22 protein-coding genes are annotated in these 26070 nt (G+C 44.9%); 11 read left to right on the top strand and 11 right to left on the bottom strand.

Translation table 11 applies throughout. From position 1 onward, the window contains the following. Positions 1-35 precede the first annotated feature (35 nt). The 7 genes from paaK to B5D26_RS07125 all read right to left on the bottom strand — a co-directional run bounded on the left by paaK (position 36) and on the right by B5D26_RS07125 (position 7147). Positions 36-1343, bottom strand: a complete 1308-nt coding sequence (gene paaK / locus B5D26_RS07155; RefSeq protein ID WP_078745052.1) for a phenylacetate--CoA ligase PaaK — start codon at positions 1341-1343, stop codon at positions 36-38. 122 nt (positions 1344-1465) lie between these two features. After that, positions 1466-2674, bottom strand: a complete 1209-nt coding sequence (pcaF, locus tag B5D26_RS07150) for a 3-oxoadipyl-CoA thiolase (protein WP_078745051.1) — start codon at positions 2672-2674, stop codon at positions 1466-1468. Between the two features lies 1 nt (position 2675). Further along, complete coding sequence (gene paaI, locus B5D26_RS07145) at positions 2676-3131, bottom strand: hydroxyphenylacetyl-CoA thioesterase PaaI (RefSeq protein WP_078745050.1); 456 nt, start codon at positions 3129-3131, stop codon at positions 2676-2678. Further along, positions 3124-4665, bottom strand: coding sequence for a 3-hydroxyacyl-CoA dehydrogenase PaaH (gene paaH, locus B5D26_RS07140; protein WP_234985222.1), 1542 nt, complete (start codon positions 4663-4665; stop codon positions 3124-3126). The genes paaI and paaH overlap by 8 nt, the downstream gene beginning before the upstream one ends. Position 4666: 1 nt before the next feature. Next, a complete protein-coding gene (gene paaG, locus B5D26_RS07135; RefSeq protein ID WP_078745049.1) occupies positions 4667-5458 on the bottom strand; it encodes a 2-(1,2-epoxy-1,2-dihydrophenyl)acetyl-CoA isomerase PaaG in 792 nt (263 codons plus the stop codon). A 3-nt stretch (positions 5459-5461) separates the two neighbouring features. Further along, complete coding sequence (gene paaF, locus B5D26_RS07130; RefSeq protein ID WP_078745048.1) at positions 5462-6235, bottom strand: 2,3-dehydroadipyl-CoA hydratase PaaF; 774 nt, start codon at positions 6233-6235, stop codon at positions 5462-5464. A gap of 138 nt (positions 6236-6373) precedes the next feature. After that, the gene (locus B5D26_RS07125; RefSeq protein WP_078745047.1) at positions 6374-7147 is read right to left on the bottom strand and encodes a Phenylacetic acid catabolic protein; all 774 of its coding nucleotides are present in this window, start codon (positions 7145-7147) and stop codon (positions 6374-6376) included. Between the two features lie 251 nt (positions 7148-7398). On the opposite strand from B5D26_RS07125, the gene B5D26_RS07120 reads away from it, so the two are divergent. The 9 genes from B5D26_RS07120 (at position 7399) to B5D26_RS07080 (ending at position 18742) form a co-directional block, all read left to right on the top strand. Further along, entirely contained in the window at positions 7399-7848 is a 450-nt protein-coding gene (locus B5D26_RS07120; protein ID WP_078745046.1) for a flavodoxin domain-containing protein, read from the top strand. A gap of 111 nt (positions 7849-7959) precedes the next feature. Continuing rightward, the gene (gene paaN / locus B5D26_RS07115; RefSeq protein ID WP_078745045.1) at positions 7960-9627 is read left to right on the top strand and encodes a phenylacetic acid degradation protein PaaN; all 1668 of its coding nucleotides are present in this window, start codon (positions 7960-7962) and stop codon (positions 9625-9627) included. A 127-nt stretch (positions 9628-9754) separates the two neighbouring features. Further along, positions 9755-10360, top strand: coding sequence for a phenylacetic acid degradation protein PaaY (gene paaY / locus B5D26_RS07110; protein ID WP_078745044.1), 606 nt, complete (start codon positions 9755-9757; stop codon positions 10358-10360). A gap of 72 nt (positions 10361-10432) precedes the next feature. Then, a complete protein-coding gene (locus B5D26_RS07105; protein ID WP_078745043.1) occupies positions 10433-11218 on the top strand; it encodes an enoyl-CoA hydratase in 786 nt (261 codons plus the stop codon). A gap of 117 nt (positions 11219-11335) precedes the next feature. Then, on the top strand, positions 11336-11944 hold the full coding sequence (locus B5D26_RS07100) for a flavin reductase family protein (protein WP_078745042.1): 609 nt from the start codon (positions 11336-11338) through the stop codon (positions 11942-11944). A 152-nt stretch (positions 11945-12096) separates the two neighbouring features. Beyond that, positions 12097-13029: a cytochrome-c peroxidase gene (locus B5D26_RS07095; RefSeq protein ID WP_078745041.1), complete on the top strand. Its 933-nt coding sequence runs from the start codon at positions 12097-12099 to the stop codon at positions 13027-13029. Beyond that, positions 13016-16585 carry a response regulator gene (locus B5D26_RS07090; protein WP_078745040.1) on the top strand — a complete coding sequence of 1190 codons (3570 nt, stop codon included), beginning with the start codon at positions 13016-13018 and terminating at the stop codon, positions 16583-16585. The genes B5D26_RS07095 and B5D26_RS07090 overlap by 14 nt, the downstream gene beginning before the upstream one ends. A 13-nt stretch (positions 16586-16598) precedes the next feature. After that, entirely contained in the window at positions 16599-17642 is a 1044-nt protein-coding gene (locus tag B5D26_RS07085; RefSeq protein ID WP_078745039.1) for an HD-GYP domain-containing protein, read from the top strand. 59 nt (positions 17643-17701) lie between these two features. Further along, the gene (locus B5D26_RS07080; protein ID WP_078745038.1) at positions 17702-18742 is read left to right on the top strand and encodes a CaiB/BaiF CoA transferase family protein; all 1041 of its coding nucleotides are present in this window, start codon (positions 17702-17704) and stop codon (positions 18740-18742) included. Positions 18743-18857: 115 nt separating this feature from the next. Here B5D26_RS07080 and B5D26_RS07075 read toward each other — a convergent pair whose 3' ends face one another. The 3 genes from B5D26_RS07075 to B5D26_RS07065 form a co-directional block, all read right to left on the bottom strand. Further along, on the bottom strand, positions 18858-20738 hold the full coding sequence (locus tag B5D26_RS07075; RefSeq protein ID WP_078745037.1) for a methyl-accepting chemotaxis protein: 1881 nt from the start codon (positions 20736-20738) through the stop codon (positions 18858-18860). Positions 20739-20868: 130 nt separating this feature from the next. After that, positions 20869-21381 (bottom strand): hypothetical protein, encoded by a 513-nt coding sequence (locus B5D26_RS07070; RefSeq protein WP_078745036.1) that lies wholly within the window; start codon positions 21379-21381, stop codon positions 20869-20871. Positions 21382-21505: 124 nt separating this feature from the next. After that, the gene (locus B5D26_RS07065; protein WP_078745035.1) at positions 21506-23497 is read right to left on the bottom strand and encodes an exoribonuclease II; all 1992 of its coding nucleotides are present in this window, start codon (positions 23495-23497) and stop codon (positions 21506-21508) included. A gap of 331 nt (positions 23498-23828) precedes the next feature. Between B5D26_RS07065 and rraA the strand changes: the two genes are divergently transcribed. Together rraA and B5D26_RS07055 are read left to right on the top strand one after the other, a co-directional pair. Next, entirely contained in the window at positions 23829-24320 is a 492-nt protein-coding gene (rraA, locus tag B5D26_RS07060; RefSeq protein ID WP_078745034.1) for a ribonuclease E activity regulator RraA, read from the top strand. Between the two features lie 118 nt (positions 24321-24438). Next, entirely contained in the window at positions 24439-25320 is an 882-nt protein-coding gene (locus B5D26_RS07055) for a DMT family transporter (RefSeq protein ID WP_078745033.1), read from the top strand. Positions 25321-25379: 59 nt separating this feature from the next. Here the strand turns inward: B5D26_RS07055 and B5D26_RS07050 are convergent, their stop codons facing one another. Then, entirely contained in the window at positions 25380-26069 is a 690-nt protein-coding gene (locus B5D26_RS07050; protein ID WP_078745032.1) for an ABC transporter permease, read from the bottom strand. Between the last annotated feature and the right edge of the window lies 1 nt (position 26070).

Raw genomic sequence — 26070 nt, 5'->3', positions numbered from 1 at the left:
AACCCCGTATGCATGGCATACGGGGCTGATTTTGATTAAGCGTTACGCAAATCAGTAACGCGTTTGGCTTTGCCTTCTGAGCGCGCCAAAGTGCCTAAATCGGCCACTTTCACTTTAGTGCTAATACCGATATAAGACTTGATGTGGTGTTGCAGTTCAGCTGCAATCTCAGCCTTAGTGCCATCACTCACACCTGCTTCTTTCAATTCAACACGCACTTCAACGTGGTCTAAGTTACCCTCTTTGAAGACAGTCAGCTCATAGTGACCACCCAGCGCTGGCATTTTCAGCACTTGCTCTTCAATCTGTGTTGGGAACACATTCACACCACGAATGATCAGCATGTCATCGCTACGACCTGTGATCTTGTCTATACGACGCATTGGGCGCGCAGTACCTGGCAACAGACGGGTTAGATCACGTGTACGGTAACGAATCACTGGCATCGCTTCTTTAGTGAGTGACGTGAACACCAGCTCACCGTACTCACCATCTGGCAGTACTTCACCTGTAACTGGGTTGATAATTTCTGGATAGAAATAATCTTCCCAAATGGTTGGGCCGTCTTTAGTTTCGATACACTCTTGAGCCACACCTGGACCCATTACTTCAGATAGACCATAGATGTCGACTGCATCAATACCTAAACGCGCTTCTAGTTCACGGCGCATCTCACCTGTCCAAGGCTCAGCACCGAAGATACCACAACGCAACGCCAACTCATGAGGGTTCAGCCCCTGACGCTCCATCTCATCTGCCAAATTCAGCATGTACGATGGCGTAACCATGATGATATCGGGATTGAAGTCGCGGATCAGTTGTACTTGCTTCTCTGTTTGACCACCTGACATTGGAATAACGGTACAACCCAGACGCTCTGCACCATAATGAGCACCCAAACCGCCAGTGAACAGGCCGTAACCGTAAGAGATATGCACCTTATCGCCCGCATGACCACCTGCGGCACGGATAGAGCGAGCCACAACATTGGCCCAGTCGTTGATGTCGTTTTGGGTATAGCCCACAACGGTTGGCTTACCTGTAGTACCACTTGAAGCATGTACACGTACTACTTCATTCATCGGTACTGCGAACATATTGAACGGGTAGTTTTCACGCAGATCGTTTTTGCCCGTAAATGGGAATTTGGCGAGATCATCCAGTGATTTCAGATCAAAAGGGTGAACCCCTTTTTCATCAAAAGCCTTTTTATAGTGTGGGACGTTGTTGTAGGCGTGAATTAAACTCCAACGCATACGCTCCAGCTGATGAGCACGCAGTTGATCAATGCTGGCAACTTCCATAGGGTCTAGCGAGCCTTTCAAGGGTCTGTCAAGAATCATTGCTATTCTCTCCAATATTCTTCTTATAATAGTTGTCGTTAGGTCTGTGTCATTTCGGTCGTTATAATTTTTATAGCTTGTCTGTTTTGGGCTGTGCATCACAGCCCAAAACAACGGATCGGTTAAACCCGCTCAATAATCATCGCAATCCCTTGGCCCACACCGATACACATGGTGCACAGTGCATAACGACCGCCAGTGCGGTGCAATTGGTACATTGCAGTGGTCACCAAGCGCGCACCGCTCATGCCTAGCGGGTGTCCTAAAGAGATAGCACCACCGTTAGGGTTGACATGAGGCGCATCATCCGGCAAGCCCAGTTCACGTAGAACCGCTAAACCTTGAGATGCAAAGGCTTCGTTTAACTCAATCACATCCATCTGATCAATGGTTAAGCCTGCTTTTTCCAATACTTTCTTAGAGGCTGGCGCAGGGCCAATCCCCATAATACGAGGTTCTACACCCGCAGTTGCCATCGCTACAATACGGGCTTTAGGGGTTAAGCCATATTGCTCAACGGCTTCTTGAGATGCGACCAAAATGGCGCAAGCCCCATCGTTAACACCAGAAGCATTGCCTGCGGTTACCGAACCTCCTGCACGGAAAGGCGTTGGCAGTTTTGCCAGCATTTCCAGAGTAGTGTCGGCACGGTTGTGTTCATCCTGCGCGAAAACGATAGGGTCTTTTTTACGCTGAGGGATCACAACAGGGACGATCTCGTCGTTAAAAATACCTTTCTCTTGTGCGGCAGCAGTACGCTGTTGGCTACGCAGTGCAAAAGCGTCTTGGTCTTCACGGGAGATGTTGAACTGCTCTGCCACGTTTTCTGCTGTTTCTGGCATAGTGTCGACGCCAAACTCAGCCTTCATCAATGGGTTGATAAAACGCCAGCCGATGGTGGTGTCATATAAACCGTTTGGTGTACGTGAATAAGCCGACTCTGCCTTGCCCATTACGAACGGTGCACGCGACATGGACTCAACGCCACCGGCGATCATCAGATCAGTTTCGCCTGATTTAATTGAACGCGCCGCCATGCCCAGTGCATCCATACCCGAACCGCACAAACGGTTAATGGTGGTGCCCGGAACCGTGGTCGGCAAGCCCGCCAACAGTGCCGACATACGCGCTACGTTACGGTTGTCTTCACCTGCTTGGTTTGCACAGCCGTAGATGATGTCTTCAACTTTTGACCAGTCAACTGATGGGTTGCGCTCCATCAGTGCTTTTAAAGGTACTGCACCAAGATCATCTGCACGTACAGAGGCTAAGGTGCCTGCATAACGGCCAATAGGGGTGCGAATCGCATCACAAATAAAAGCATCTTTCATTTTAAGACTCCTGATCAGGGATAACCGTGCCTTTAATTTGGCGCGATTTTCCACGGAAGAAAGCGATGGCTTTACCATCTTGATTGCGGATAGCGACATCATAAATACCGCTGCGGCCACTGACCGTTACCTCTCGCGCTTCTGCAATTAAAGTATCACCCAACATACCCGGAGCGATGTATTCAATATTGCAGCCCGCAGCAACAGTAGTCGTGTTATAGCTGTTGCATGCATAAGCAAACGCTGTATCCGCCAAACTAAAAATCATACCGCCGTGACACATGCCATGACCGTTAGACATATCTTTGCGAATCACCATACTTAGACGAGCAAAGCCTGCATCCACTTCAAGAATTTTCATCTCAAGGGCAATGGCGGCATAGTCACGTTGATACATGGCATGGGCACAGTTCTCAGCCAATGTCTTGGCAGCATCTAAAGTCTGTTGATCAGCCATGGAAGTTTTGCGCTCCAAATACTTTGCGACGTAGCAACGGCGATGGACGATAGCGGTCCTCACCATAAGTGATCACAAGATTGCACAGCACTTGATGAACGTGAGCTAAGCCCACTTGATCCGCCCAAGCCAGAGGGCCTTTTGGGTAGTTCACGCCGCTTTGCATCGCAATATCAACTGCGGCCACATCGCACACTTGCTGGTTAACCGCATCTGCGCCTTCGTTAGCTAGCATTGCCACGGTACGCATCAGAACCATACCCGCAACATCATCAATGACAGATACTTTCATGCCTAAGGCTTGGAATAAACCAGCGGCTTGTTTAAGCGCCAGTTCAGAAGCCTGATCTGCAGCAGCCAAAGCGATGCGCGTGGCTTTGCTGTAGTCTAACGCCAGATCAAACAGCACCCACTCTTGGTCAGGTTGCGCTGCATTACGCTCTGTCGCCATGCGACCATCGGTCAGCGCCAAACGTAAGCTGCCAATTTGAATTTCACCCGCTTGATCTTCAACACCTGTAGTCCGCGTTAGGCTGATACCCGCAGATTCAATGCGAGCCACCAAAGCTTCGGCAACCCCTAGATTACCTACAACCGTCACGGCGTTTGGCGCATCTTGCAGATCAAAAGTGCTAGGCTCTGGCTTTACGGCCTCTGCTGCATAGTCATAGAAACCACGACCCGTTTTACGACCGTGGAAACCCGCTTCGACCAGATCTTTCTGAATCAAAGAAGGTAGAAAACGTTGGTCACCATAGTAAGCATCGAAAACAGAAGAGGTCACAGCATAGTTCACATCATGACCAATCAAGTCCATCAGCTCAAATGGCCCCATGCGGAACTGACCTGCTTCACGGGCGATGGCATCAATTGTGGCTTCATCAGCGCCACCTTCTTGCAGCACCCGAAGGCCTTCTGCATAGAATGGACGTGCCACACGGTTGACAATAAAACCGGGAGTCGATTTTGCCATTACAGTGTGTTTGCCCCAAGCCTGAGCCAGATCAAACACCTGCTGCGCCACTTGGTTATCAGTCGCTAAGCCTTTGATCACTTCAACCAGTTTCATGACTGGCGCAGGATTAAAGAAGTGCATGCCGACTAGATTTTCAGGGCGCTTCAGACCTGCACCAATCGCAGTCACAGAGATTGAAGAGGTGTTAGTGGCTAAAATAGTATTCTCAGCACATAAGCCTTCAAGCTCTGAAAACACCGCTTGTTTAACCGCTAAGTTCTCAACAATCGCTTCGATCACCAAGCGTGCAGACGCTAAATCTGCAATAGTTTCTGTTGGCTGAATACGTGCCAACAGGGCATCTTTTGCCTCAGCGCTCATTTTGCCGCTTTCAACCAAACGCACCAAACCTTTGGCGGTACGGTCGAGACCCGCTTGTGCGGCGCCTTCCGCTTTATCAAACAACAGTACGCTGTGACCAAACTGTGCGGCAACTTGTGCAATACCTGCGCCCATAGTGCCTGCACCGATAACCGCAACCACATCATTTTTACTTAAAGGGTTCATTGCTACGGTCATCTTAACGGCCTTTGAATTCTGGCTGGCGTTTTGCCATAAATGCGGCTACGCCTTCACGATAATCTTCTGTGCGGCCCGCGATGGTTTGCAAGTCACGTTCAAGATCTAACTGCTCATCCATTGTATTGGTGGCAGAGGCATGAATCGCACGCTTGATTAGTGCTAAGCCTTTTGTAGGCTGTGTTGCCAGTTGCTTAGCCGTTTCGATAGCGACATTTTTCACGTCTTCATCGTCAACCGCTTTCCAGATCATGCCCCACTGTTCCGCTTGCTCTGCTGAAACACGATCACCCAGCATAGACAATGCCATAGCACGGGCTTGGCCAACCATGTTTGGTAGCGTCCAAGTACCACCTGAATCAGGAATCAAACCAATTTTGCAGAATGCTTGAATAAATTTTGCAGAGCGTGCCGCAAAAACAATGTCACAAGCCAGTGCAATATTGGCACCTGCACCTGCCGCCACACCGTTTACAGCGCATATTACCGGCATCTCTAAGGCTCGAATGGTACGAATCATAGGGTTGTAGTTTTTCTCGATCGACTCACCTAAATTCGGTGCTTCTGCCGTTGGCGCAACGTTACGATCACTTAAGTCTTGACCTGCACAGAAACCACGACCATTACCTGTAATGACCAGCGCACGTACTTCTGCGTTTTTCTTCACTTCTTTTAAAGCTTCACGCACTTCAGCATGCATTTCAGCATTAAAGCTGTTCAAGCTATCAGGGCGGTTGAAGGTCAGAATGGCAACGCCATCCTCAATTACGAATTCGATATTGTTAAAAGACATGGATCAGCATCCTTTAAAGTTGGGTTTACGTTTTTCCATAAAAGCAGCAATACCTTCTTGGCGATCTTCAGTCGCAGCCAGCAAGGTAAAAGATTTACGCTCAAGGTTTAAGCCTGACTCTAGGTCAGTTTCAAAGGCTTTGAGCAAGGCTTCTTTGGCTAAACGTACCGCGATAGGTGGCTTACGAGCAATGGTTTGAGCTAGCTCAGTGGCACGTTCAATGGTTTTCTCAGGAATGGTTACTTCAGCTACTAAACCTGCGCTTAAGGCGGTTTTAGCATCGATCATTTCACCGCTTAGTACCATTTTCATCGCCAGAGGTTTACCCACAGTTCGAATCAAGCGCTGTGTACCGCCTGCTCCAGGGATAATACCTAGATTAATCTCAGGCTGGCCAAATAGTGCGTTGTCGCCTGCAATGACGATATCGCAGTGCATCACTAACTCACAACCGCCGCCCAAGGCATAGCCATTGACAGCCGCGATTAATGGCTTAGAGAACTGATAAATACGACGCCAGTGTTTTGGGCGAGCATCATTCATTACGCCTACAGCATCTAGTGCAGCCATCTCTTTGATGTCAGCCCCTGCCGCAAACACTTTTGCACCACCAGTTACCACTACGGCACCGATCTCATGGTCTTGTTCAACTTGCTCAAGTAGGTCGGCAAGTTCTTTTAGTAGCAATGTATTAAGTGCATTAAAGGCTTCAGGACGGTTCAAAGTAACCGTTAGAACACCTTTTGCAGAGCTTGTTTTAATTGTTTCGAAAGTCATTTCGTTTATCACTTGTAGCAACCCCATTGCAGTATTGGAGCTTTAAGGCGCACGACAAAAAACCGTCAGCGTTAATTCCAATTTAACGCTGCGGTTTTTGTTTTCTGTTTTCTAAAATATAGAAAACAGAGGTACGAATCAGTCTAGTTCAGGAACAGTTAAGCCTAATCGGGTTAACCGATCATTAATTTCACCTTCCCATGCCGCTAAACGATCAACATTTGAACTACGCATCAAACCTAATTTGCGATACAGGTCAGCACGATCAGACGTTGCACGGCCAAAAGCAGCTCTAACACGTGGATACCAGTAATTCACACTGTTTTGCGCTTCATCTGTAGAGAATGCATTGGAAATGGCTTGATTTAAGCCCTCTTCACCGGCCTCGGTATGAGCAGACTCAGTTTTTAAAATTTGAGCCATTTCATCTGCTAACGGCTGATATGAGCAATTTTGTAACTCACGCAGTTGTGTTAGAGAGGCTGTACCCATCATTAAGTTCATCACCAACGAATCCACCCAACCTTGTAGCGGGTAGTGGAATACATTCAGGCGCTTATCACCACCGATGCGGCGCTGGCCTAGATCAACGCTACGAGCAACCCGAGCAGACCAAGCATGCGAGGCTACGTATAGTTGAGGATCAACACCAAAACCTTTTAATAGGTTAAGAATGCGATCGGCACTGGAAAACTTCTCAGAAACGATGCTAGAAGCAAGAATGCTTTCTTTAACACCCGGTGCTGAGTTGATTTGAGAGGCAAACCCTGCTGCCCCTGCAAGTTCTGAATCAACAAAAACCACCATAAGGCGCATCAATTCATTACGGTATCCTGTCGGCAGTGTGTCACTTTGTGAAACTTTTTCACCTTTGGATATACGGTCGATCAGAATCTGGATGTCCGCGGTCATAGTCGCTTCTCCCGCTTAATTCTTTAAGGTGCCCGTGGGTACTAAGACGTCCGGACGTGATTGTTTTTTTTCTGTTCCCTTAAGACTACCGTATTCCTAGAAAGGGATACAAGAGTTAAATTGCATACAAGGGTTTCGGTATCGCAAAATATGGTGTATCTTGAGCAAATAAACGAGGGGTGTCTCCTTGCAAACAATAAAAACTGACAACTGGCTGATCTAGCATCAAGCACAGATCCCTGTGAGGTTCTATGACTAATATCGTAATTGTGGTTGGTACAGAGTCCGGCCAATCTCAAATGGTGGCAGACACGTTAAACGACGAACTGCTGAGTCAAGGGCATGAGTGTGAACTAGTAGAAGAGGCTGATCTAGATAGCTTCGACATTGAAAATAGAGAAGTGATCCTCATTTGTACTTCTACTCATGGTGATGGTGAATTGCCAGACAACATTATTCCGTTCCACGATGCACTTAAAGAACAAAAGCCAGATTTATCACATATTAAATATGGCGTTATCGCTTTAGGCGACCAAACTTACCATCAGACTTTTTGTCAAGCAGGTAAGGATATGGACGTACTACTAGCCTCATTAGGTGCCGTTAAAGTGGGTGAGCGCTTAGAAATCGACGCTTGCACACAGCCGCTACCAGATGAAGATGCGTTAGAATGGGTCAATGAGTGGCTAAAAGAGCTTTAACTCTAACCAAACAAGTTTACACTGCTTTAAAACTGTTTATTAATTATCTTTATAGTATCACTCTGCTCAAAATAATAATGTGATACGAGTTTTTCAGGAGAGAATACTGCTATGAGTCAAAATGAATTTTTCCAGCGTCACCAAAATACATTAGAGCAAGCGTTAAACGCTATTCAGAGTCGCGACTATTGGACGCCATACTCTGAAAACCCAAGCCCACGCGTTTATGGTGAAGATGCCAATCAGAAAGGTGAGGAAGCTTTCAAAGCGACTCTAGGCAACTATTTCGAGCTTGAAATGCCAGGCATTACAGGTGAAGTAGCGGGAGAGCCTTCACCTTACGGTATTGAAATGGGTGTGCGCTATCCTCAGGTTGATCACAACGTATTGATCCCTGAAATGAAAAAAGCGATGAAAGCATGGCGTGATGCGGGTGTAGACACCCGTGCTGGCGTTTGTATGGAAATTCTTGATCGCCTAAACAAAAACAGCTTTGAGATCGCTTATGGTGTTATGCACACCTCAGGTCAAGGCTTTATGATGGCATTCCAAGCAGGTGGCCCACACGCTCAAGACCGTGGTCTGGAAGCCGTTGCTTATGCCTATCGCGCTATGAAAGAAGTACCTGAAAGCGCAACTTGGACTAAGCCACAAGGCAAACATGATCCGTTGGTACTGGAAAAGAAATTCCACATCGTTCCACGCGGTGTTGCATTGGTTGTAGGTTGTTCAACCTTCCCAACTTGGAATACTTATCCAGGTCTATTCGCTTCTCTTGTTACGGGTAACCCTGTGATTGTGAAGCCACACCCTGCAGCCATTTTGCCAGCAGCCGTTTCAATCAAGATCGCGCAAGACGTATTAAAAGAAGCAGGCTTCCCGCCTTACTTGGTGTCTATGGTTGTTGATACTGCTGAAGCACCTATCACCAAAGAGCTGGCGACCCATAAAGATATCAAACTGATCGACTTTACGGGTTCTAACTTCTTCGGTACTTGGTTAGAAGACAATGCACGCCAAGCACAGGTGTTCACTGAGAAAGCCGGTGTAAACTCTGTTGTAATCGACAGTGTAACGGACATTAAGGCTGTTGCCCGTAACCTTGCGTTTACGCTGAGTTTATATTCAGGCCAAATGTGTACTACAACTCAGGCAATTTATGTACCTCGCACAGGCATTAAAACTGCTGACGGTGAAATGAGCTTTGATGATGTAGCACAAACCCTAGCAACTGCTACTTCCAAGTTCTTGTCTGATATTGACCGTGCAACTATGGTGCTAGGTGCAATACAGTCTTGTGCAACTGAAGCCCGTATTAAAGAGTGTGAAGCATTGGGTGAAGTGGTATTGGCCAGCACCAAGCTTGAACATCCACAGTTCCCGAATGCGCGCGTTCACACTCCACTGATTTTAAAAGTGGATGCGGCAGATAAAGAAACGTTCAGCGAAGAGCGTTTTGGCCCAGTCTCTTTCATTATTGCCACTGACAGCACTGAGCACAGCTTGCAGTTAGCAGGCGAAGTGATTAGCGAAAAAGGCGCTATCACCTTAGGTGTTTACTCAACAGATGCTGCTGTTTTAGAGCAAGCTGAAGAGTTGGCAATGGATGTGGGTGTAGCCCTGTCTTGCAACCTAGATGGTGGTGTTTTTGTCAATCAATCGGCTGCATTCAGTGATTTCCATGCCACAGGTGGCAACCCAGCCTCTAACGCATCTTTGACTGATATTGCCTTTGTATCACGTCGTTTCATCACTGTTCAAAGCCGTCGCCATCAGTAAGCGCGTATTGCTCTGAATCTAACGGCTGGCGTATACGCTGGCCGTTATTGCTCAAGCCTCAGACAAAATCAATCTGATATTAACAGGCTTTTGAGTTAAGAAACCTTCTCAAACAAAGGATTCCTTTATGCAAGTCTATAGCATTGATGGCATCGTTCCTGTTGTTGACCCTACCGCTTTTGTACACCCTACCGCCGTTCTAATTGGTGATGTCATCATCGGCCCACGCTGCTATATCGGCCCTAATGCCTGTTTACGGGGTGATTTTGGTCGTCTAGTAATTAAAGAGGGTGCAAACGTGCAAGACACCTGTGTGATGCACGGTTTTCCTGGTACAGAAACCGTTGTGGATGTGGACGGTCATATCGGCCACGGCGCAGTGTTACACGGTTGTTATATCGGTAAAAATGCATTGGTCGGTATGAATGCCGTAGTGATGGACAATGCTCGTATTGGTGAAGCCTCAATTGTTGCTGCTTGCGCCTTTGTTAAAGCCGACTTTGATTGCCCTCCCCGCTCATTATTGGCAGGTACGCCAGCTAAAATTATCCGAGAGCTATCCGACAAAGAGATCGAGTGGAAGGGTAAAGGCACTGCTGAATATCAAAACCTTTCGATTCGTAGCTTACAAACTATGCAGAAGGTAGCACCTTTAACTGAGGTTGAACCAGATCGAAAGCGCATTGATATACCTGATGTGAAACCTTTATACGCGGTTAAACAGCAAGACTGATTCGTTAACTCGCGCGTTCGTCCCCTAACTACAAAAAACAATCACTGCAAACGAATAAGTGGAGAACACACTGTGTCTTATCAAAATATCATTGCTGAAGCCCGTGGTGCAGTAGGCTGGATTCAACTCAATCGCCCTGAAGCGCTGAATGCTTTGTCCAATGCTTTGGTTTCAGAGGTAGGCCAAGCCATTGAACAGTTCCAAGCGGATGACAATATTGGCGCAATGGTCATCACAGGTAATGCCAAAGCTTTTGCCGCAGGTGCTGACATTAAAGACATGGAAGGCCAAGAGTTTATTGATCTGTTTCTCGCAGACTTCCCTTACAACCGTCGTGATGGTTGGGACAGCTTAAATACAGCACGTAAGCCTATTATTGCCGCAGTGGCCGGCTTCGCATTAGGCGGTGGCTGCGAAATGGCTATGGCCTGTGATTTTATTTTGGCCGCCGATACCGCCAAATTTGGCCAGCCTGAAATCAATATTGGCACAATGCCAGGTGCGGGTGGTACACAGCGTTTAACCAAAGCAATTGGCAAAGCTAAAGCGATGGAAATGTGTCTGACAGGTCGCATGATGGATGCTGAAGAAGCAGAACGTGCAGGCTTGGTAAGCCGAATTATTCCTGCGGATCAGCTAGAAGAAGAAGCTCTAAAAGTCGCTGGTAAAATCGCAAAACTGTCACGCCCAACCGTTTATATGATTAAAGAGGCGGTTAACGTGGCTTTTGAAACCAGCCTGCAAGAGGGTTTACGTTTTGAGCGTCGCGCTTTTGCTTCTACTTTTGCCACCGCAGATCAGAAAGAAGGCATGAAAGCCTTTGTTGAAAAACGTAAGCCTGAGTTCAAAAATCGTTAATCAACCTTATCCTGATTCACGATTATAAACCTTTCACCTTGCTTTGGCCGCACAACGCCTTGTGCGGCTTTTTTTATACAGTTTCATTTATCATCACCGTTCAATAGAGCCTAAATTATGGATATTGCAACCGAGTCACTTTCCCCCATTGAAACCATCAATCTTTTAGGAAGCACAGTTTACCCTCGCCCAATTGCATGGGTCTCAACACAAAGCGCTGAAGGGATCAATAACTTAGCACCCTTCTCTTACTTTAATGTTGCCAGTGTTAACCCTCCTATCATCAGCTTCTCCGTTTTACTGAATGCCAAAGGTGAAGAGAAAGACAGCTTAATCAATCTAAAAGCCAGTAAACATTTTGTCGTGAATATGGTCGACAAAAGCCATGCCGAACAGATGAATCAAACCAGTGCAGATTTACCTGCCGAGGTCGACGAGTTTGAGCTAGCTGGCTTAACACCTTTAAGAGTTGCGTCAGGGTCAAGCCCCGCTATAAAGGAAGCATTAGCATGGTTTGAGTGTCGTTTACACAGCGTTCAACGCTTAGGTGATGGCCCATTAGCAGGTAATTTGGTACTAGGTGAAATCGTCAACATCCATATTGATGACAATGTCTGGCAAAATGGTCGCGTGAATATGGACGCATGGAACTTAATTGCTAAGTTGGGTGGTCACAGGTATAGCGAGAGTAACCAGACTTTCAGCTTGAAACGACCACAAGCCTAGATATGTAATTTAAATGGCCAAATGCAACAGTACTGCTTTAGATATTGCCACGTTGAGCTGAGCGTAACAGATATTAAAGTCGTAACCAGCTAATGTTTAGGTTTAAATCATACTTCTAATATGGATAATGGTGCGCCTCTGTAAATGAGCTTATGGATTTTTATCTCTTGACGGCCTTAACGCAAACTTTTCGTACAGCATGCCGAAAGCTTGCTGTACTGCTATGCTTCATCATGTTTTTCATCCTGCCAAAGGCATGGGGCGATCATGCCGAATCTATAACGCAACTGCACCGCGGCGAAAAGGCTGCCGAAACAGGACGTTTACTCTTTAATCTTGATTTTAAAACGCAGGGCGTCAATAACATTAGCTGTAGCAGCTGCCATCAAGCCAGCCGTAGCTTTGCCTCTTCGAAGCAGTTTAATCGTACTTTTACAGGGCAAGCAACCCGCTATAATGCACCTGCTTTAGTACGCCTTAATCATCAAATTGTATTTGGCATAGAACGTCAGGATCCTAACTTAGTGAATCAAATCAGACATTGCTTTCAAAACAACATGAATGTGACCCCCGCCAAACTGCTGTTTGTACTGCAAAGTGATGATGTTTTAAAAACTAACTTTAACCAGCTATTTGGTCGTCTTAGCGCAGGTTCAGCCTATCAGGTCATTGCGCAATATCTGCTTGACTTGGAGTTCAGTGAGTCAAAGTATGACCAGTTCTTAAATGGCGATACAAAAGCTCTTTCTGAAGAAGAACGGGCTGGCTATCAGTTGTTTATGGAACATGGTTGCAACCACTGTCATAGCGGATCAGAGTTAGGTGGTCTTACGACCGCACCTGTTCAGATCAACAATGAAAAGGTATGGCGTAAAGTGCCAACCTTACGCAACATTGCCTTTACTGCACCCTATTTACATGATGGCCGTGAAATCTCTCTGATTAATACCATTGACTTTATGGCAAAGACTTATAGCTATCGTGCTTTAAGCCAAGATGAAGCCGATAAGATAGCCCGTTTTCTTTCTACGCATTCCAGTTCTATATCAGATTCATCTGGTGAGGTTTTTCGTGCCCCGCATTAAGCATTTTTTTGGCAGTTTATTTGACAGCATTTTATGGGCAAGTCTAACAGGGCTCTTATTGCTGATACCATTATTGGTTTTCTTTATAGATCCCGTTTACGACAATCATATCAAGAGCTTAGAACAAGAAACTATTAAGCAAAAAATGCTGCTTAGCAGTTTAAACTCCTATGCTTCAGAGCTAGCCTCTGCAACGGGAGATCCTAATCCCGAACAGTTACAACAGCAGCTACAAAAACTGGACAACAGTATTCAGCATGTGCGGCAAATATTACAGGTGCATCGAGAGCATGATTTTAGTCAGGTCAACAGCAAATGGGATCAGTATGAACAGGCTATCGAGCGTACACGCAAGCATCTTTTAGAGCTGGCCTCATACTCTGCGCTGTTTTCCCTTGAAATACATTTACTGGATAAACGCTACCCTAAAAGTTTACAAGAGATTCATAACGCTCCCATTCCTGTAAATACAAAAAAACAGCTTGAGAACGACCTGCTCAGCTTAGTTGTCAAGGTGCTAAAATACAGCGCTGAACCATCTAATACATCGTCTATAGATTTGAATAGTGCACTAACAACCAGTGCTATTAATATTCGCACACTACCCTATGCTGAAGCTCAAATGGCATTTCAGCATATTCAGGATCACTCCAAAAAAATTATTGAACATGCTTCAAACTTACAAATAAAGCTACAAATCTTGCATCAAAACCAAGCGCTTACAGAGTTGAACCAGTTTGATCAAATTTTAAGCCAATGGTTTATTGATACCCTAGAGCAACAAAGATATAGCAAATCTGCATTGATTTTCGCTATTTTTATACTTTTGGGCATTATGGTATTGGTGTTGTACCGGCTGAAAAAAACACGAGATGAATTATTAACCAGCTTTAACCGTCTAGACTCTTTTAAAACTGCGCTTGATCAACACGCAATTGTCAGCACCACCAATAGCAAAGGTCAAATCACTTACGTAAACCAAAAGTTTATTGAAATCAGCGGGTATAACGCACAAGAGTTACTTGGCCGCAGTCATGCAGTGATTAACTCTGGCGTACATCCTAAGGGCTTTTTTACACAGCTTTGGCAAACCGTATTATCAAGACAGGTCTGGCATGGTGCGGTGTGCAATCGTGCCAAAAACGGCACGCTGTATTGGGTTAACGCAACTGTTGTACCCATCTTAAATGCAGACGGTGAGATTGAAGAGTTAATGTCCATTCGCACAGACATTACGCCACAGAAAGAGATTGAGAAAGCGTTAACCGCAGAGAAAGAGCGAGCCGAAGTTGCCAATAAAACAAAAAGTGATTTCTTAGCCAATATGAGTCACGAGATTCGTACACCGATGAATGCAGTTATCGGTATGAGTCATTTGGCACGCCTGCAAAACAAAGATAAAAAAGTAGATGATTACATCGACAAGATCCAGTTCTCAGCTCAGAACCTGTTAGGAATTATCAATGATATTTTAGATTTTTCTAAAATAGAGGCTGGCAAGCTTCAGGTTGAGCACATTCCCTTCCGATTAGACAATGTTTTAAATCACTTAGCAGATGTTGCCCGAGTTAAAGCAGAAGAAAAGAATATCCCACTTATTTTTGATATTGCTGACAATGTACCCAATCAGATGGAGGGTGATGCCTTACGCCTAGGGCAGGTATTGTTAAACCTTGTTAATAATGCAATTAAATTTACTGATAAAGGTGAAGTTCATATTCAAGTATCGCTACTATCAAGCAGTAATGCTGAACATGAACTGCGTTTCTCTGTAAAAGATCAAGGTATTGGCTTATCTGATGAGCAGCAAAAAAGACTATTTAAAGCCTTCTCACAAGCAGATAGTTCTACTACACGAAAGTATGGTGGTACAGGTCTTGGATTGGCCATTTGTAAGCAGCTGGTAGAGCTGATGGGTGGGAATATAGGCGTGTTCTCGACTGTTGGTACTGGCAGTGAATTCTTCTTTACCATTAAAGCTGGTGTGCATCATCACGAAAAGCAACAGCCCATCGACCTGAGTAAAGTGCGTGTTTTATGCATTGATGATGATAAAACTATGCTTGAGTCCTTAGTAGCTCAGTTTGGATCTCAAGGGATAACAGTAGTGAGTGAAGCTAGCTCTCCCAATGGTTTAAATCGTCTTGTCAATACAGAGGCGGAAGGAGAACAGCCCTTTGATGTGGTAATTGTTGATTGGAAAATGCCCATCATGGATGGCTTTACCGTTGCTAAAGCGATTCGTCATAACTCATCCCTGAGTACTCAACCCGCCATTATTTTAATTACAGCTCACGGTGGTGAAGATTTACAACGACAGATCAATCATGAACTTATTGATGCAGTTTTACTTAAACCTGTAACAGCTTCTCACTTAGTTGATACCGTTGCTCAAACCTTATCTGAGCGCCGAGAACGGCTCAAAACAGTAAAAACTGTGCGTGGCCTTTTCAGAGAAGGTGATGAAATTAATGGCCTGCTAGGTGCTAAGTTATTAATCGCTGAGGATAATCGCATTAACCAAGAGGTAATAGAAGGTCTACTAGAACCTTACGGCCTTGAGATAACATTGGTTGACAATGGTCGGTCTGCAGTTGAATTAATACAGCAGCAACAGTTTGATTTAGTCATGATGGACATTCAGATGCCACAATTGGATGGTATTCAAGCCACCCAGCAAATTCTGCAAATGAGGTTGCCCAAAACACCACCTATTATTGCGATGACAGCCCATGCAATGGCTGAAGATGTACAGCGCTGTTTAGATGCAGGCATGTCAGATCACATATCTAAACCGATTGATCCAAAACGTTTACAAACCATATTAATACAGTGGGTCGAACCTAGGGTTATATCGGGTACTATTGCAGTACATGACTCAGGCTTAACCGATAATATTGAGCCTGATATGCCCTGTTATCTAGAAGGTGTAGACCTTAACCTTGCGATGCGCTCAACAGGTGGAAATACAAAACTGTTACAAAAGCTAATGCATCAGTTCTGCGTCGACTATCAGAACAATATTCAACCTGCTCGCCAGATGATGTCAGAAGGCCAATGGGAAGCTTTGGCACTATGGCTACATACTCTGAAAGGTACTTCTGCGACTTTGGGCATGACCTATGTTGCAGATGAAGCCGCTAAAGTTGAAAAAATGCTCTTGAGTCAACAACTTCCTAGTGATCAGAATTTAGAGCCTTTAGAGCACAGACTGATACAGGTTATTGAGAATGTTCTGCATTGCATGGAAGAGAAGCAGCTTTCAGAGTCGCAAGGTATTAAAGAACAAACAGATCAACAGTTTCGTAATGCATTGATGCCAATAGAAAACGCTAAAATTGACATGGATGTAGTCAAACCTTTGTTAAGCACTATCCGCACCATGCTTACAGAAGGGGACACAGACGTTTTAGATCAACTGCCAGAGCTAATGGCCTTGGTGCAATCTAATGAAGAGATGCTTAACCAAACAATGGCAGCGTTAGAGTTAGTTGAAAGCTTCGATTTTGACCAAGCGCTAGCGCTCCTTGCTAACTTTGAACAACGTATGAGCTAAGGTGATCATCAGAATGCAGTCTCAGGAGAGTTTAGCAACCAAAGCAACGATTTTAATCGTTGATGATACTTTGGTAAATATCAGTGTGCTGGTAGGTTTATTAAAGGACAATTACCGTACGATTGTAGCCAAAGATGGCGAGCAGGCATTGAATCGAATCTACTCTGGAGTTCTGCCGGATCTGATTTTACTGGACATCATGATGCCCGGTATAGATGGTTATGAGGTGTGCAGTCGGCTTAAAGCAGATGCAAGAACCAAGCATATTCCCATTATATTTATCAGCGCTATGAGTAATGTCGGTGATGAAGCCAAGGGTTTAGAGCTTGGTGCAGTAGACTATATTACAAAGCCTATTAGCCCACCTATTGTTTTGGCCCGCGTAAAAACACACTTAGCTTTGTTTAATCAGCAGAAAAATCTTGAGGCTCAAGTTGAAGCTAGAACCCAAGAGCTGGCTAACTCAAGAAAAGAATTGATTAGACGACTAGGCTTAGCCGCAGAGTACAAAGACAATGAAACAGGCTTACATGTGCAGCGTATGGCTGAATATACTCGGCTTGTCGCATTAGAGTTGGGTTTCAGCCCTGCAAATGCGGAAACATTAGCATCCGCAGCACCTATGCATGATATTGGTAAACTGGGTATTCCAGACGCCATATTATGTAAACCAGGGAAGCTGACCGATGAAGAGTTTGAAGTGATTAAATCTCATCCTCTGATTGGTGCACAAATTTTAGAACACCCTGACTCAGAACTACTCACAGTTGCAAGAGAGGTGGCGCTTTACCACCATGAAAAATGGGATGGCAGCGGCTATCCTGAAGGTTTATCAGGAGAAAACATCCCCATTACCGCACGTATTGCCAGTATTGCAGATGTTTATGATGCATTGATTTCTGTTCGCCCCTACAAAAAAGCATGGTCAACAGAACAAGCCTTAGCACTATTTGAAGAGCAAAAAGGTAAACACTTTGACCCTAATGTTGTAGAGGCGTTTAAAAGAGTTTTACCTCAAGTAATCGAAATACAAAAACGCCTAGCAGATAAAGCCTAAACCATAATTTTTATCCGCACTGATAAGTCTCAAATTATAAAAACTAAAAAGGGTTGTACATGAAAGCTTTGCAAGGGTTGAAAATTTTAGATTTCAGCACATTATTACCTGGCCCTTACGCCACAATGTTGCTAGCCAATATGGGCGCTACAGTTTTATCTGTTGAGTCTCCAACCCGCCCTGATCTAGTCAAAGGCTTAGAGCCTCAAATTGATGGACAATCTGCGGCCTATCGTCAACTCAACCAAAAAAAGAATCACTTAGCACTAGATTTAAAAGACCCTAAGTCTGTTGCTAAAGTGCATCAACTGGTTCAAGAGTACAACATTATTGTCGAGCAATTTCGACCGGGGGTTATGTCTCGATTGGGCGTGGGTTATAAAGAACTTAAGGCCATTAACCCTAAAATCATCTATTGCAGCATTACAGGCTACGGCCAATCTGGCCCTTATCGTGATCGTGCTGGCCATGATATTAACTATCTAGCCCTCAGTGGGCTTGTACATTACAGCCGTAGAAAGGGCCATGCACCAGTGCCACAAGGGATGCAGATTGCAGATGTTGCAGGTGGATCTCACCATGCTGTAATGGCTATTTTAGCCGCCGTGATACATCGTCAAACAACAGGTGAGGGGCAATATATAGACATCAGTATGACTGATGCAGCCTTCGCTCTAAACGCAATGGCAGGCGCTACTGCATTAGCAGGCGGTGAGCAACCTGAGGCGGAAACAGGCTGGTTAAATGGCGGTACTTTTTACGACTACTATGAAACAGAAGATGGGCGCTATATGGCCGTTGGCAGCTTAGAACCACAGTTTCAGAAAAGTTTACTGGCTTGTTTAAATCTAGAAAGCTTAACAGAAGCTTGTACAGACTTTAGACCTAAAAGCCAAGCCAAAGTGAAAAAAGCCATTGCAGAAGCCTTCCTTCGCCACTCGTTCTCTCATTGGTGTGAAGTTTTCTCAGAGGTCGATGCTTGTGTAGAGCCAGTATTGTCTTTTGATGAAGCGCAGCACCATGTTCAACTTGTTGCTCGTGGTGTGACACAGAAGCAAGGTGAATTAAAACAGCTTAGCCCACCGTTTAGATTGAAATAGCTGTTGTCGGCTCGATCTATAAAAAACAGGGCTGAGTATAAAATCTCAGCCCTGCCTGTACTGTTTTGCATCAATGCATACCGCAAGAAGCAAAATGTGGGGCGTACAGTTTTTGTTAAACTTTAAACTTGCCTAACAAGTCATCTTGCTGATAGGCCAATCCTGCCATTGTTTTACAACTTTGTTCTTGGTCTTTAGCGCCATCTGCCACCGACTGCCCTAAGTCACGAATATTAGACGCGTTTCTGTTGATCTCCTCCGCTGTTGCGCTTTGCTGCTCAGCCGCCGTGGCAATCTGAATCGTCATCTGACTTATGTCAGAGATGCTCGTGCGAATACTGGTTAACACCTCATTGGCTTTACTGGCTTCAAGTTGAGTTTGTTTAGCACGATCTCGGCTTTTTAGAATAGTGCTTTCTGCAGTTCTAACCCCAGATTGCAACTGCTGAATCATATTTTTAATCTCTTCTGTCGACTGCTGGGTACGAGAAGCCAAGGCGCGCACCTCATCCGCCACAACCGCAAAGCCTCTACCTGTTTCTCCTGCACGGGCGGCTTCAATAGCGGCATTGAGTGCCAGCAGATTAGTTTGTTCAGCAATGCCTGTTATCACCGTCAATATAGACTCAATATTATTGCTATAGCTGGCTAAATCGTTGATGGTTTTTACCACCCCTTCCATATCATTAGACAGCGATTCGATAGCCGAGCTGGTGTGCGCCACTACATCAGCACCAGCTGCGGCAGCTGCATCTGCTTGGTTGACTGCATCTGCGGCATGTTGAGCATTTTGTGCGACCTCTTGTGCTGTGGCCGACATCTCATTCATTGCCGTTGCCAGCTGATCTAATTCATACAGTTGTGCCGTTAGATGACCAGAAGCGCCTGATGCAGAGTCAGAGATTAAAGCGCTGTTGTCTCTCACTTCTGAGGTGATCTGCTTAATCTGAACAATTAATCCTTGCAGATATTCAACAAACCGATTGAAGTCAGTCGATACTTGCCCAAACTCATCTAAGCGGCCAACAGGTAAACGGCGAGTTAAATCCCCTTCACCACTGTTAATCTCTTGTAGGGATTTGCGTAAATTTTGCAGTGGTGCCAGCTGCTTGGTTAAGGTGATATAAAGCGCAGCACTGCATATTAGCGCACTAATCAGTGTAGCAATCACTGCGGTAATACCTAGTTTGTTTGCTTCAGCCATTACCTGTTGTTTATTCAGTACTACACCTACCAGCCAATTACTGCCGTATAAGTTCTCCAGCTTGTAAAAAGCTGTTAAAACTTGATCGCCATTAACACTAGCTTCATGTAGGTCTGTCGACATAGTAGGAGATTGGCCATCAAAAAGTGTGCTGTAAGACTTGCTGTTTAAATCGGCATTAGGGTGGCTGATGATACTGCCTTTAGCATCTACCAAAAATGCATAACCTGTGTTGTGAAAGTTAAGTTTATTCAGTGCGTCAGAAACTGTTTTTAAACTTAAATCTCCACCAAATGCTCCCATAAACTGGCCGTTTTTTGAAAAGTTGGCTACCGCTGAAATTAAAATCTCTTTGGTTGCTGCATCAGGATAAGGGTCTGTCAGTACCGCCTGCTTGTTGTTTTTTGCGTAGGGATACCAAGGACGTTTTCGAGCATCCCAATTTGGGGGGTTCCAACTCACATCGTTGGTAATACGTTTACCGTCTGTTTCTAACCCTCCAAAAATTAAAATAAACTCCTTTTTTAACATGGGCAGATCAAAAGTACGTTGAATAGTGTCAGCATTGAAATCTTGATCAATAGTCTGCGCCATTAAATCAATTAGCCCTAACTTGGCATTAAGCCAGTTAGTGATTTGATAGCCCAACACTGTAGCTGCCTCTTGAGTGGTTTGTTGGGTTTTCTCTAATAAAGTGTTTTTAACAGTTTGATATTGCAGCCATGAATAAGCTGTAAAGGTAACCACTATGGTCACCGAGGCTAATAGTGCGATTTTCTGGGAAATTTTCATAGTCTAGTGCCTATTATTATGAGCATAACAACTTGGCTCATCCCTGAACCCATTTATTAACTTCACTATAGCACTAATATGATAAATACAAGGGCTGTTTCAGCCCTTGTTTATATAAGCTTGGTACACACTACGAGTGCTTACACTCTTTTCGGAACGCCTCATGGCTTGATTTGCTGTGTTGTTTAATTTCACCTAGCAACGGTTTAATTTTATTGCTATCCGTACCTGCGGCTTGTAGATCCGCTAGTAGTTGGTTTAGTTTATCTATGCCTTCTAAATAACGCATATGTTCCATATGCTCGCCATGAGACATGCCCGCCATATTTGCCATATTGCTATGTTCATCGGCTTTCATATTAGGCATAGGCTGTGCTTCTTGCAGCTTCAGAGGTATTTGGTCTTTAGCTGCTATAGTGGCATCTAGCAACTGCTGTACTCGGATCTGCATCTCTTCAGTTTTGGAAGATTTAAATGCCGCCACATACCCTTTTAAATCATCCTTCATGCCTTCCATTAGCTTACTTAATTCAGTGTCTTTACAGTGATGACTGTGTGCTAAAGCAACTTGTCCACTTAGTAAAAGGCCTGCCGCAGTACAAGCTAAAAGTGTTTTTTTGAATCTGTTTTTTGTTAAAAACATTGCTATTGTCCCGCCATGTGAATATTTGAAATCCTCTTTATATTAAGCCAGATAATAGGAAGGACTATCCAATGCAATAAATAGTCCTTGCTTTAAAGCTTAAGTCGAGATTTAAAAAGTATGCTTATTCAGTAACCTCTGTTTGTTGCTGAGTCTCATCAGGGATTGCTGCCTTATCCTCCACAGGTAACACCAACTTGCCGATCAAGCTACGGCGCACTTCGTCTGCTTTGATCAGTTGTACAGTCACTAAGTCGCCTAGACGATAAACTGCCTTGCCTTTGATCATAATGCAGCCCGAGTGGTTATCTAAGGTCATCTCTTTGCGTTCACTATGAATCATGCCACCGGGGATAAAAGGTGTAGCACCATTTTCCACCAAACGCACTCGCATACCGCCACGGCTAATATCAAAAATTTCACCCTCAAAAACAGTTTCAGCCTCTACCGCGGAGGTGAGCAGCTGGCAATATAACCACTGGCTAGCATCGCGTTCTGCAACACGGCTGGCTATACGCTGCTGATCTAGCTTTTCACCCACTTCTGGCGCTGGACTAACAGGAGTTTCATCAGACAAGATGGCTTTAATTAGGCGATGGTTCAGCAAGTCACTATATTTACGAATTGGCGAAGTCCATGTGGCATAACCCAACAAACCCATACCGTAATGCGGAGCGGGGTGATTCTGGGTTAATACATAACCTTGATAGCGACGTAGGCGCATTTCTAACCAAAGGTTGTTGTCTGCTTGCAACTGGCGACGGAAAGCACTATAGCCCTCAATGGTGCCTAAGGTTTCAACGCTTGTGCTATAACCGTTTTCTATTAGTAGGCTAACCACTTCGGCCAGTTTTTCAGGTTCAAACCCGATATGGGTATTGAACAAACCGACATTGTGCTTGGCTAAAAACTGTGCGGCGCAAATATTAGCCACTACCATTGCTTCTTCTACCATGCGGTGTGCGATGCGGCGAGGGTCAGACACTACAGCGAAAACCTTGCCTTCAGCGTCAAAACGAAAGCGATAATCAGGGCGATCAGTGAATACAACTGCATTGTTTTGACGCCATAGATTGCTGGCCTCGGCCAATTCTTTTAGAGCTTGCAAAGGAGTTTGCAGGTTGATGTCATGATATAGCGGCTCGCCTAGCTCTAACCAGTTTGAAATTTCGTCATAACTGAGTTTCGCTTTAGATTCGATCCAAGCGGTAAAGAAGCTTGGGGTACCCGTTATACTGCCGTCAGTGCCAATTAGCACTTCGCAACACAACGCAGGTCGACGTACATGTGCCTGCAATGAGCAAAGTTCATCGCTTAATTGACGCGGTAACATCGGTACGTTTTTTCCCGGTAGATAGGTGGTATAACCACGCTCACGGGCAATTTTATCTAGCGTGCTACCTTCCGCTACGTAGGCACTAGGGTCAGCAATACCGATGACTAAGCGCCAGCCACCCTCTGCCAAAGCTTCTGCATACAATGCATCGTCCATGTCTCGGGTGCTGTGGTTGTCTATGGTAAACATTGACAATGCGGTTAGGTCACGGCGATGGCTACAGTCTGGCAGTTCAACCAGTGCACCTTCTTCTGCCTGTGGTGCATCTGTTGGCAACTGGTGTTTTGCCAAGGCAACCAGCCAAGGTAAACCGTTATCTTGGTCACGGGCTATCCAACGAGTAATGCAAACCTGAAAGCGATTCTGACTCATCGCGTGCTGTTTTAATTCAGCGACAACCCAATCCCCTTCCTTAAACTCAATCTCTTTTAGGTCTGGAGCAACAGCAGGCAATGCCCGATTTAGCAGGTGGTAGTCAGGCAATACTTGTAGGTGTTCTTTGTAAAAAGTGACTCGACCAATAAAGCGATTGAGCGCTGGTTCGACCAATGATTCTAGTTCTGCCGAGTCTTTGCCATTTTTTGATATTACTTTGGCAATCACACGATCCCCGTGCAGCACTTTTTTCATTTCAGGAGGCGCGACAAAGTAACTTTTACCTTTATCGGTCTCTAAAAAGCCGTAACTTTTTTCAGTGGCTTTAATTGTGCCTTCAATTTTAGGCACACTTTCCTGAATCTGTTGTTTTAGCTGCTTGAGTAATTCACTGTTTTGTAACATTGGGATCTGTCTGGCCGCTTAAGAAAGGCGGAAATAATAGTTCGGATACATGACAAAACCAATAAGTTTCCGCTTTTAAAGCAGATCATATGCTTAGAAAAAGACAAATAAGCCTCTGAAATTAATAGGGTTAGTCTATTTATTCTTTCTAAATCAAGGTGTTTCATGCTCAATTATTACCTTTGACCAAGTGACCCTTGCCAACGCTTGTGTGAAAATGCCTGCGGCACATTATAAAAGCAATCAGCAGGGCATATTGGCACAGTGTGTTCTGTTAATCGTAGATAACAGCTTTGGCTGTTAATTAAAAAGGGCAATGGGAGTTTAAAATATGAAGTATGTAACACCTGATCTATGTGATGCTTATCCGCATTTGGTTAAGGCTGTTGAGCCAATTTTCACTAACTTTGGCGGTATTAGCTCGTTTGGTGGTGAAATTGTTACGATCAAGTGCTTTGAAGACAACTCAAAAGTTAAGCAAATGGTTGATCAGCCGGGCGAAGGTAAGGTGATGGTTGTAGATGCTGGTGGTTCATTCCGCTGTGCAATGCTAGGCGATATGCTGGCAGAAAAAGCCGTTAAAAACGGCTGGGAAGGCATTATTATGTATGGCTGTGTACGTGATGTTGACGTGCTGGCTGAGTTAGATCTAGGCGTTCAAGCACTAGGCTCTCACCCAATGAAAAGCGAGAAAAAAGACATTGGTGAGTTGGGTGTTGAGTTAACATTTGGCGGTGTAACCTTCCGCCAGGGTGAGTTCGTTTATGCCGATAACAATGGCATTATCGTATCTCCTGAAGCTTTGACTATGCCTGAAGCTTAATTTGGCATTTTGGTTGTTCAGGTTTCTCGGCCTGAACAACCATTCTCTGTCCTCCTCTCTGGTAATAATCTGGCCTACCCTTTATTCTGCGGCTCCCTATCTTTTTTTAAGGCTGATCATGATCGCAAAACGATTAGATGCGCTGGCCATTGGCCTGTTAACTTTGCTCTGTATTAACTTTGGTTTACAACAGATCGCGATTAAATTTGCCCTTGAAGGGATCTCTCCCGTAATGCAGGCGGGGTTACGTTCTATCGGCGCTGCTGCTCTGTTGATGTTATGGATGCGTTACAAAGGCGAAAAAATTTGGCAACGAGATGGCGCTGAACTTTGGGGTATATTGGCAGGGCTTTTATTTGCGGCTGAATTTTTGTTGCTGTATATCGCTTTGGAATATACCGGAGCCGCTCGGGCGACCATTTTCCTATACACTTCTCCTTTTGTTGTCGCCATAGGCGCGCAAATTCTGTTGCCCACTGACCGCATGCGTCCGGCACATTTTTTCGGCATGATGTGCGCTTTTGTTGGGGTTGTTTTAGCTTTTTCAGACAAGGCTAACACCTCCAGCATACACAGCTTAATGGGAGATCTTTTGGCTTTAGGTGCAGCTATTCTTTGGGGTGCAACCACATTGGTGATTAAAGCCAGCCCACAAGCAGCCAGTTCGCCTGCACGTATTTTGCTCTATCAACTTGGTATCTCTGCGGTGATTTTGCCTGTCGCTTCAGTGTTAATGGGTGAGCAAGGCATCTTTATGCTTGATCAAAGTGTTACGCTTGCCATGCTATTTCAAATTGTGGTGGTTGCATTCTTATCATACTTAGGCTGGTTTTGGTTGATTCGTCACTATCAAGCTTCTCGGATTGCCACTTTTAGCTTTATGACGCCGATGTTTGGTGTGTTATTCGCGTGGTTGATTTTGAACGAACCTTTAAGCTTAGATTTTGCAATAGCGCTGGGATTGGTTGCAGCAGGCATCTATTTGGTTAATAGGCGATAAAGAAGAGGCGCTATTGAAGTTATCAAATAGACAACTTCAATAGCGCTGAAGCGAGAAAGTTAGCGAGTACTGACCAAGTGTCTATTACTACGCTTCTCTAAAAAGCGGAAGAACTGGATGATGATCAAACTTAGCATTAGGTAGATAAAGCCAGCAGCTAAGAAAATTTCAATTGGGGTGTAAGTTCTGGCGATAATAGTACGTGCAGTCCCCGTTAGATCTAACAATGTAATTGTCGAGGCCAAGGCACTACTTTTCAGCATAAGAATCACCTCATTACCATAAGCAGGCATGATCATTCCAAATGCTCTTGGTAGCATAATACGACGGTAAAGCATCACCCTACGCATACCAATAGTTTTGGCGGCCTCAATCTCACCTCTGGGTACGTTACCCAGCGCCCCTCTCAATATTTCTGCGGTATAAGCAGCGGTATTCAGTGAAAATGCGATAATCGCACACCAATACGGCTCTCTGAGATAAGGCCAAAGCGCACTCTCACGCACAAATTCAAACTGAGCTAAACCGTAGTACACCAAAAAGATCTGCACCAGCAAGGGCGTGCCACGGAAGAAGAAGATGTAGGCATAAGGCAGAGCATATAACCAAGGGCGATGCGAGTGACGGGCAAGACCAAGAGGCAAGGCAAGCAACGAGCCGATTAGGCCTGAAACCACCACCAACTCTAGAGTGGTCATTGCACCTTCCAGCAAACGCGGAAAGTATTGAATGATAACGTTAAAATCCATA

This window comes from Oceanospirillum multiglobuliferum (genome assembly GCF_900167095.1).
Taxonomy (GTDB): Bacteria; Pseudomonadota; Gammaproteobacteria; order Pseudomonadales; family Halomonadaceae; genus Oceanospirillum; species Oceanospirillum multiglobuliferum.
The sequence above is the reverse complement of the archived record's forward strand: the minus strand, read 5'-3'. Positions and strand labels throughout refer to the sequence as shown.